General features: G+C 68.6%; 11 protein-coding genes. 9 read left to right on the top strand and 2 right to left on the bottom strand.

Going from position 1 to position 8,140, the window contains the following annotated elements:
* The 5 genes from ispG to Q7T09_RS15830 all read left to right on the top strand — a co-directional run.
* Positions 1-886 (top strand): flavodoxin-dependent (E)-4-hydroxy-3-methylbut-2-enyl-diphosphate synthase (gene ispG, locus Q7T09_RS15850; protein ID WP_304700982.1); only part of this gene is annotated, 886 nt, incomplete at its 5' end.
* 95 nt (positions 887-981) lie between these two features.
* Positions 982-1,227: a hypothetical protein gene (locus Q7T09_RS15845; protein ID WP_304700980.1), complete on the top strand. Its 246-nt coding sequence runs from the start codon at positions 982-984 to the stop codon at positions 1,225-1,227.
* Between the two features lie 5 nt (positions 1,228-1,232).
* Positions 1,233-1,445 (top strand): hypothetical protein, encoded by a 213-nt coding sequence (locus tag Q7T09_RS15840; RefSeq protein WP_304700978.1) that lies wholly within the window; start codon positions 1,233-1,235, stop codon positions 1,443-1,445.
* Between the two features lie 92 nt (positions 1,446-1,537).
* The gene (locus Q7T09_RS15835) at positions 1,538-1,831 is read left to right on the top strand and encodes a hypothetical protein (RefSeq protein ID WP_304700977.1); all 294 of its coding nucleotides are present in this window, start codon (positions 1,538-1,540) and stop codon (positions 1,829-1,831) included.
* A 226-nt stretch (positions 1,832-2,057) separates the two neighbouring features.
* Positions 2,058-2,510 carry a hypothetical protein gene (locus Q7T09_RS15830; RefSeq protein ID WP_304700975.1) on the top strand — a complete coding sequence of 151 codons (453 nt, stop codon included), beginning with the start codon at positions 2,058-2,060 and terminating at the stop codon, positions 2,508-2,510.
* 102 nt (positions 2,511-2,612) lie between these two features.
* Here the strand turns inward: Q7T09_RS15830 and Q7T09_RS15825 are convergent, their stop codons facing one another.
* Positions 2,613-2,984 carry a hypothetical protein gene (locus tag Q7T09_RS15825; RefSeq protein WP_304700973.1) on the bottom strand — a complete coding sequence of 124 codons (372 nt, stop codon included), beginning with the start codon at positions 2,982-2,984 and terminating at the stop codon, positions 2,613-2,615.
* Between the two features lie 287 nt (positions 2,985-3,271).
* Here Q7T09_RS15825 and prfA point away from each other — a divergent pair, with 287 nt between their 5' ends.
* Positions 3,272-4,348, top strand: coding sequence for a peptide chain release factor 1 (gene prfA / locus Q7T09_RS15820; protein WP_304700971.1), 1,077 nt, complete (start codon positions 3,272-3,274; stop codon positions 4,346-4,348).
* Here the strand turns inward: prfA and Q7T09_RS15815 are convergent.
* Positions 4,306-5,517 (bottom strand): YihY/virulence factor BrkB family protein, encoded by a 1,212-nt coding sequence (locus tag Q7T09_RS15815; protein ID WP_304700969.1) that lies wholly within the window; start codon positions 5,515-5,517, stop codon positions 4,306-4,308. The genes prfA and Q7T09_RS15815 overlap by 43 nt on opposite strands.
* A 202-nt stretch (positions 5,518-5,719) precedes the next feature.
* Between Q7T09_RS15815 and Q7T09_RS15810 the strand changes: the two genes are divergently transcribed.
* The 3 genes from Q7T09_RS15810 to Q7T09_RS15800 all read left to right on the top strand — a co-directional run.
* Entirely contained in the window at positions 5,720-6,496 is a 777-nt protein-coding gene (locus tag Q7T09_RS15810) for an MOSC domain-containing protein (protein ID WP_304700967.1), read from the top strand.
* Entirely contained in the window at positions 6,493-7,362 is an 870-nt protein-coding gene (prmC, locus tag Q7T09_RS15805) for a peptide chain release factor N(5)-glutamine methyltransferase (protein WP_304700965.1), read from the top strand. The genes Q7T09_RS15810 and prmC overlap by 4 nt, the downstream gene beginning before the upstream one ends.
* A 251-nt stretch (positions 7,363-7,613) precedes the next feature.
* The coding region (locus Q7T09_RS15800; protein ID WP_304700964.1) for a DUF4167 domain-containing protein at positions 7,614-8,140 on the top strand (527 nt) is incomplete at its 3' end.

The raw sequence follows: 8,140 nt of genomic DNA, 5'->3' as shown, positions 1-8,140 counted from the left end.
GGCCTCCAAGGTCCCGATCGTGGCCGACATCCATTTCCACTACAAACGCGGCATCGAGGCCGCCCAGGCCGGGGCGGCCTGCCTGCGGATCAATCCGGGCAATATCGGCCGGCCCGACCGGGTGCGCGAGGTGATCCAGGCGGCTCGCGACCACGGCTGCTCCATGCGTATCGGGGTCAATGCCGGGAGCCTGGAGCCCCACCTGCTGGAGAAGTATGGCGAACCCTGCCCCGAGGCCATGGTGGAGAGCGCGCTCGACCACGCCCGCATCCTGCAGGACCACGACTTCCACGAGTTCAAGATCAGCGTGAAGGCCTCGGACATCTTCATGACCGTGGCCGCCTATCAACTTCTCTCCGAACAGATCGACTGCCCCCTGCACGTGGGCGTCACCGAGGCCGGCGGCCTGCGTTCGGGCACCATCAAGTCCTCCATCGGCATGGGCAACCTGTTGTGGGCCGGGATCGGCGACACCATCCGCGTCAGCCTGGCCGCCGATCCGGTCGAGGAGATCAAGGTCGGCTTCGACATGCTCAAGGCGCTGGGCCTGCGCCACCGGGGCGTGAACATCATCGCCTGCCCGTCCTGCGCCCGGCAGGGCTTCAACGTCATCAAGACGGTGGAGGCCCTGGAGAGCCGCCTGGCCCACATCTCCACCCCCATGAGCCTGTCGATCATCGGCTGCGTGGTGAACGGCCCGGGCGAGGCCCTGATGACCGATGTCGGCTTCACCGGCGGCGGCAAGGGGACGGGCATGGTCTATCTGGCCGGCAAGCCCGACCACAAGATGGATAACGAGGGCATGGTCGACCACATCGTCGCCCTGGTGGAGGCCAAGGCCGCCGAGCTGGACGCCGCCGCCAAGACCCTGGAAGCTGCGGAATAGCCGCAGGCTGGCGGTCCGCGGCGCCGGGACGCATTTACCCCGCCCTCATGAAGGCCTGACACAGTTGCTTCGTTGAACGTGTTCGGTGCATTGCCATGACAGTCCCCCCGCCCAAGTCCGCCGATAACCGTCGGGTCATGGCCCGGATCATGACCCACGAGGTGCTCCGCGGGCTGGCGACCATGGCGCGAGTCGGCGGCGGGGACATGATCCAGTTCCTGGTGTTCAGCGGGATCTGGAGCGCCAACACCCAGCACCTGCTGGGGATAAAAGTGCGCTCGCCGAGCAGAACGACATCCCGCCCGACAGCCAGCGCCGGCCCATCCCGCAGGAGGATCTGATCCATATGCTGTGCATGCCGCGGGACATCGTGGCGCGCTATGTCGAGCAGCTGGCGCAGGGCGGGCTCGTCGAGCGGGTTCCCGGCGGACTGGTGGTTCCCGCGGCGGTTTTCACCCGACCGGAGATGCTGGACGGCAACAACGAGCTCTACGCCCGGGTCATGAGCATGGTCACCGCCCTGCGCGGGGTGGGGTTCAGTTTCGGCGAACCAGCCTGACGGGCGCACGATTTCAAAGATGACGCCTGCGTCACCACTTGCGCGCGAGCGAGAGCCTTGATTAGGTGCCGCCTCCATAAGGGAGGGACACCATGTCCGCGGACGGCAACTGGAACATCACCATCAACTCGCCCATGGGCGCGCAGAAGGTCACCGCCACCATCAAGACGAACGGCGGCGCCTTCACGGGAACCACCCAAACGCCTGCCGGTGAACAGGCCATCGAAGGCAAGGTCGACGGCGACAAGCTGACCTGGTCCACCGCCATCACCCAACCCATGCCCATGACGCTGGAATTCGAGGCCACCGTCAGCGGTGACACGATGACCGGCAACGTGAAGCTGGGCGCCTTCGGCAACGCGCCGCTGACCGGCACGCGCGCTTAAGGTCTACGAGTTCGGAATTCGAAGGGGCGGTTCGGCGACTAGGCCGGGCCGCCCTTTTTCGTGCGCGCGGCCTGAGAATGTAAACCATTGTCAAAACTCCCCAATTCGGGTGAGCCGGAGATCGCGCTCATCGACAAGCCTCACCATAATGGGCGCCGCCGCGGACCGTCGCCGCGGGCCAATCGGGGGCTTGGTCTTGCACAGTGAGCTGAAGGAGCGCCTCGCCGTGCGTATGGCGATCAGCGCCATCCTGCGCGCGGTGGACACCGTGAACAAGGAACTGGGCGGGGACATCACCCTGGCCCTGGTCTTGGCCGCCGTGCTGGAGGCCAATATCGGCCACCTGTCGCGCACGCCCGAGGCCGCCGCCGGCCTGGAGGACATGGACCGCGTGCCCCCCGACAGCATGCGCCGGCCGGTCACCGGCGTGGCCCTGGCCACGACCCTGGGGATTCCCAACGAGACGGTACGCCGCAAGGTCAAGACCCTGATCTCCCAGGGCCTGCTGGTGCGGGTCGATGGCGGCTTGATCGTGCCCACCGAGGTGATGGCCGGCGAGCAGATGACCCGCATCTGCCGGACCAGCTTCCTGAACCTGCGCCGGCTCTACATTCACCTGAAGCGGATCGGGGTGAGCCTCGAGGACGACGGCTCGGACCTGGAGGCCCTGCCCGCCTAGAGCCTTTTAGGGTCAGATGGAATCATCTGACCCGAGGCTCTAATTCAAAGAGATAGAGCGCGTCGGACGGGTTAACCGGCTGCCACTTAACCCTGACGCGCTTTAGAGGCTGGCGGCGCTTTCCACGTCTCGCGCCGCGCCGCCGGCCCGCAGGAAGGCCTCGGCCTCCGCGGTGAGCGCCCAGCGATGGGAGCCCGGGCCGAAGGGCTTGCGGAACAGGGGCCTCACCCCGTGTCTGTCGCGGTCGGAGCCGCTGTGGGCGTCGAAAGCCGCCACCGCCCGGGCCCGCAGGCTGAGCTGGACGCCGCCCTCCGGGGAGCGGTTGAGGGCCAGGTACTCGATCACCCGGTCACGATGGGCCGATCCGCCGAAGCGCAGCAGGGCCTCTGCGATCTCGCCCACCAGCGGATCGACGCGGCCGGATGTCTTGGTCCGGCGCGGTCGGCGTTTTTCGGGCTCTAGGATCGACGGCATGACGCAACCTTACGTGGGCTGTGGCCGGGACGAAACCCGTCAACGCGCCGCAGGCGAAACATCGGCGCCCAGACTGGGCTGGGAGGCGAACAACTCCCTCAATGATGGTCCTTGGCGGCCGGCGCCACACGCTGAGGGACCTCTCCGGCGCGGCTCCAGCGGTCGTGCGCGAATCCCTGATCGAGCCTGGCCTTGGCAAGCCGGCGCCCCGCCAGGGGCGAGTGGGTGTTTGGCAAGGCCGCGCGGGGGCGCTAGAGGAAGCCTCCGTTTTCTCCGGTGATCACCTCGTGCGCCTTCCCCAAGCCAGACTCGACCAGGTTCTCGACCGCTTCCGCGAGATCGAGGCCCGCATGGGCGCGGCCTCGGACGGCCAGGAGATCGTGCGCCTGTCCAAGGAGCACGCCGAGCTCAAGCCGGTGGCCGACGCGGTCCAGACCCTCGCCCGGGTGCGGGCCGAGGCGCCGGAGCTGGAGGAGATGGCGGCCGCCGGCGACCCGGAGATGGCCGCGCTCGCCCGCGACGAACTCCAGGCCCTGAACGACAGGCTGCCCGGCCTGGAGCGCGAGGTGGCCCTGCTGCTGGCGCCCAAGGACCGCGACGAGAACGCCTCGGCGATTCTTGAGGTCCGGGCCGGCACCGGCGGCGACGAGGCGGCCCTGTTCGCCGGCGACCTGTTCCGCATGTACCAGCGCTACGCCACCCTGCACGGCTGGAAGATGGAGATCGACAGCGTCTCGGAGGGCGAGGTCGGGGGCTACAAGGAGATCATCGCCTCCATCACCGGCGACGGGGTGTTCGGCCGCCTGAAGTTCGAGAGCGGCGTCCACCGGGTGCAGCGGGTGCCCGAGACCGAGGCCGGCGGCCGCATCCACACCTCGGCGGCCACCGTGGCGGTCCTGCCCGAGGTGGAGGACGTCGACATCGTCATCAACGATTCCGACCTGCGCATCGACACCTATCGCTCCTCCGGGGCCGGCGGCCAGCACGTCAACAAGACCGACTCGGCGGTGCGCATCACCCACCTGCCCACCGGCATCGTGGTGACGTCTTCGGAAAAGTCGCAGCACCAGAACCGGGCGCGGGCCATGAAGGTGCTGCAGGCCCGGCTGTACGATCAGAAGCGCGAGGCCCTGGACACCGCCCGAGCCGACGCCCGCAAGAGCCAGGTGGGCTCCGGCGACCGCTCCGAGCGGATCCGCACCTACAATTTCCCGCAAGGGAGGGTGACCGACCACCGCATCAACCTGACCGTCTACAACCTGCCCAAGGTGATGAGCGGCGATGATCTCGACGACATCATCAATCCGCTGATCGCCGAGGATCAGGCCGCCCGGCTCTCGGCCCTGGAAGACGAGTTCGGCTGAGGCTTGCGCAGGCGGGCCGCGGTCAGCACCCGCTCGGCCTGGTCGCGGCCGTCGATCCAGACCTTCGAGGTCAGCTTCTTCAGGTCGAAATGGAAGGCCAGGCCCACCGTGTCGGCCATGGCCGCCCCGCGCTCGCCCATGGGCTGGGGCGCGCCGGTGGTGGAGTCCAGCGCCGTCTGGTGCTCGATCTCGGCGTTCAGCTCGGCGCCGATCAGCACCACCATCACCGAGAACCAGATCCACATCATGAAGCCGATCACGGCCCCCAGGGAGCCGTAGGTCGCGTCGAAGTGGGCGACGTTGTTGACGTACCAGGAGAAGCCCAGGGAGCCCCCCAGCCACAGCAGGGCGGCGAACACCCCACCCGGGCTGACCCACCGCCAGCGGGCCTGGGCGCGGCTGGGACCGTAGCGGTAGACCATGGCGAAGGCGGTCGCCGCCAGCCCCAGGATCACCAGCCAACGCATCGGGACCCAGACGAGGGCGAAGTCGGCGAAGCCCGCGTCCCGCAGATAGAGCGGCACGGCCACCAGGATGGCGCTCACCAGGGTCAGGAAGACCAGCAGGCCCAGGGTGAAGGCATAGGTCATGGCCGTGCGGAACAGGTAGCTCCGCTTCTCGGCCTCGTCATAGGCGATGTTCAGGCCGTCGAAGAGCGCCTTCATCGCGGCGTTGGCGCTCCAGATCGAGAGCAGCAGGGAGAGGACGAAGGCCGCGCTGAGGGAGGCGTGGGGCCTCGTCGCCAGACGCAGCATCTGGTCGCCGACGATGTCGATGACCGAGCTGGGGATCACGGCGGCGAACTGGACGAGCTGGGCCTGGACGGCGGTGACGTCGTTGAACAGGCCATAGAGCGAGACGAAGACCCCGATGGCCGGGAACAGGGCCAGCAGGGTGTAGAAGGTCACGCCCCCGGCCACCGCGCTCAGCCGGTCGCAGGTGACCTCGCGATAGGTGCGCCAGAGCACATCCTTCCAGCCGCGCATGGGGATGCGGTGCGGGGCGTCGGCCAGGCGGCCGCGGCCGGGTTCGGCGGTCTCGAAGGACTCCGGCTCGGCGGCGGCCTGGACGCTGAGCCCCGGCTTGGGCTTGCCGCGGCCTCGGGGCCAGAAGGCGGCCAGGGCGGCGAGCGCCACCCAGGGGGCGGCCTGTATCACCAGGGGCGCCACCTTTTTCGCCGTCCATTTCCTCGCAAACAGCCTGCGCAAGTTCTCCCACCCTCCAGGCGCGAAGCCACAGCTTGAACACCCATTTGCGACAGGCGTTCCGTGGGCCCTGGGTCACCCTAACCCCAAGGCTGGCCCCGAGCGGCGCCATGATTGTGGCGCAGCCCCGGTTGCGCGCGGCGGGGGCTTGCGGCAACAGGGCGGGATGACCGGTCACCTCGCCGCCCTCTACCGCCACCCGATCAAGGGGTTCACGCCCGAGCGCCTGAACTTCGCCGACCTGGCGGCGGGCCAGCCCTTTCCCTGCGACCGCATGTGGGCGGTGGAGAACGGTCCCTCGGGCTTCGATCCGGCCGCGCCGGCCTTCATTCCCAAGCAGAAGTTCACCGTCCTGATGGCCATTGCCGAGGTGGCCCGGGCGCGGACGGCCTATGACGAGGCCACCGGGACCCTGCGGGCGACCGCCAAGGGCCAGCCGGACTTCGAGGGCGCCATGACCGATGCCGCCGGCCGCGCGGCCTTCGCCGCCTGGCTCACCGTCATGCTGGGGGACGAGGTGCGCGGCGAGCTGAAGGTCATCGAGGCGCCCGGCCACCGGTTCATGGACCACCCCCTGGGCCACGTCTCGGTCATCAACCTGGCCACCCTGCGGGACCTGGAACAGAAGATCGGCCGCCCGCTCGACCCCTTGCGCTTCCGCGCCAACCTCTATGTGGAGGGCTGGGCGCCGTGGGCGGAGATGGACTGGGTGGGCCGCGAGCTGATGCTGGGGTTCGCGCGGGCCAAGGTGTTCAAGCCCATCGTCCGCTGCGCCGCCACCCACGTCGATCCGGAGACGGCGGAGCGGGACATGGACGTGGTGAAGGCCCTGTTCGACAATTACGGCCACATGTTCTGCGGCGTCTACATGCACGTCACCGACGGCGGACGGCTCACCGTGGGCGACGCCTGCACCGCCCCCCAGTTGGAGCCCGTCCGATGAGCCAGACCCTGTTGCAGGCCTGGCAGGGCGCCAAGGCGCGGTTGGAGGCCGCCGGCCTGGCGGGACCAGTGATCGACGCCCGCCTGCTGGTGGAGGCCGCGGCCGGCGCCACCCGAGCCGACATCGTCGGCGACCCCTACCGCCTGCTGACCGCCGAACAGGAGGCGACGCTCGCCGACTATCTGAGCCGCCGCGAGAACCGCGAACCGGTGAGCCACATCCTGGGCCGCAAGGGCTTCTGGAAGATCATGCTGTCGGTCACCCCCGACGTCCTGACCCCCCGCCCGGACACCGAGACCATCATGGACGCCGTCCTGCCGGCCTTCCCGGAGGAGATGGCCTTCAACGTCCTGGACCTGGGGGTGGGCTCGGGCGCCATCCTGCTGGCCATCCTGGCCGAGCGGCCCGCCGCCAAGGGGCTGGGGATCGACGTCTCGGAGGAGGCCCTGGCCGTGGCCCGCGAGAACGCCGCCAATCTCGGCCTGGCCGGCCGCCTGGCCCTGCTGCGGGGCGACTGGACGGCGGGCCTGGGGGACGAAAGCTTCGACCTGGTGGTCTCCAACCCGCCCTATATCGCCACCGACGTCATCGAGACCCTGGAGCCGGAGGTGCGCGACCACGAACCGCGCCTGGCCCTGGACGGCGGCCCCGACGGCCTGGACCACTACCGCCTCCTGGCGCCGGAGATCCTGCGGGTGCTGAAGCCCGGCGGCATGTTCGCCGTTGAGATCGGCTTTGACCAGAAACAGGCCGTCGAGGATCTGTTCCGCGCGGCCGGCGCCCAGGGGGTGAAGACCATCCGCGACCTCTCCACCCGCGACCGCGTTGTCACGGGAACGAAAAACCCCTTGGAAACTCGGGGCTGAATCGCTAGATCAGATACCTGTCTCCACCCAATTCGTCGGCGCCCGGGGTTCGGCCTCCTGAAAAGCAGGAATCGAGCACCACACCGACAGGCGCGGCTTCATGTGGCGCTCGCCTCAAGTCCGGGCGGAAGACGGGGAACACTTACGTCTTCAACACGAATTCTCGGGTCCTCGGGACCTGAGCAAGACGAAAAGGCAAGCCCGCGCAATCCCGGCATGAGCTGGAGCGCCGGCGGAACGGTTAGCGAATAATGAGAGATTTCAAGGGTATGAAGCGTCAGCGTGGTCGCAATCGCGGCGGCGGTGGCGGCGGCGGGAAACCGCAGCAGCAGAACGCCAACCGGGCGTTCGACTCCAACGGGCCGGAAGGCGCGAAGGTTCGCGGCAACGCCCAGCACGTCTTCGAGAAATACCAGCAGTTGGCGCGAGACGCCTCCACGGCCGGGGACCGGGTCCTCGCCGAGAACTACCTGCAACACGCCGAACACTATTTCCGGGTCGTGCGCGCCATGCAGCCGACTCGCCCGGCCAGCGAGATCCTGGGCCGCGATCAATTCTCCTCCGGCTTCGACATCGATTTCGAGGACGAGAGCGGCGCCCAGGCCGCCGCCCAGGCGGACGCCGACGCCGCCGAGAAGGCCGACAAGGAAGACGGCTCCGAGGCCGGCGGCGAAACCGTCGAGAGCCGCGACCGCACCAGTGGCAATAGTGGCTGGCGCGACCGCGACGATCGTCCCCAGAGCGAAAACCGTAGCCGCGACGACCGCCCCCGGGACGA

Source organism: Phenylobacterium sp., assembly GCF_030645195.1.
In the GTDB taxonomy this organism is placed as follows: Bacteria; Pseudomonadota; Alphaproteobacteria; order Caulobacterales; family Caulobacteraceae; genus Phenylobacterium.
Note: the sequence above shows the minus strand (reverse complement) of the source record. Positions and strands in the feature narration are given on the sequence as shown.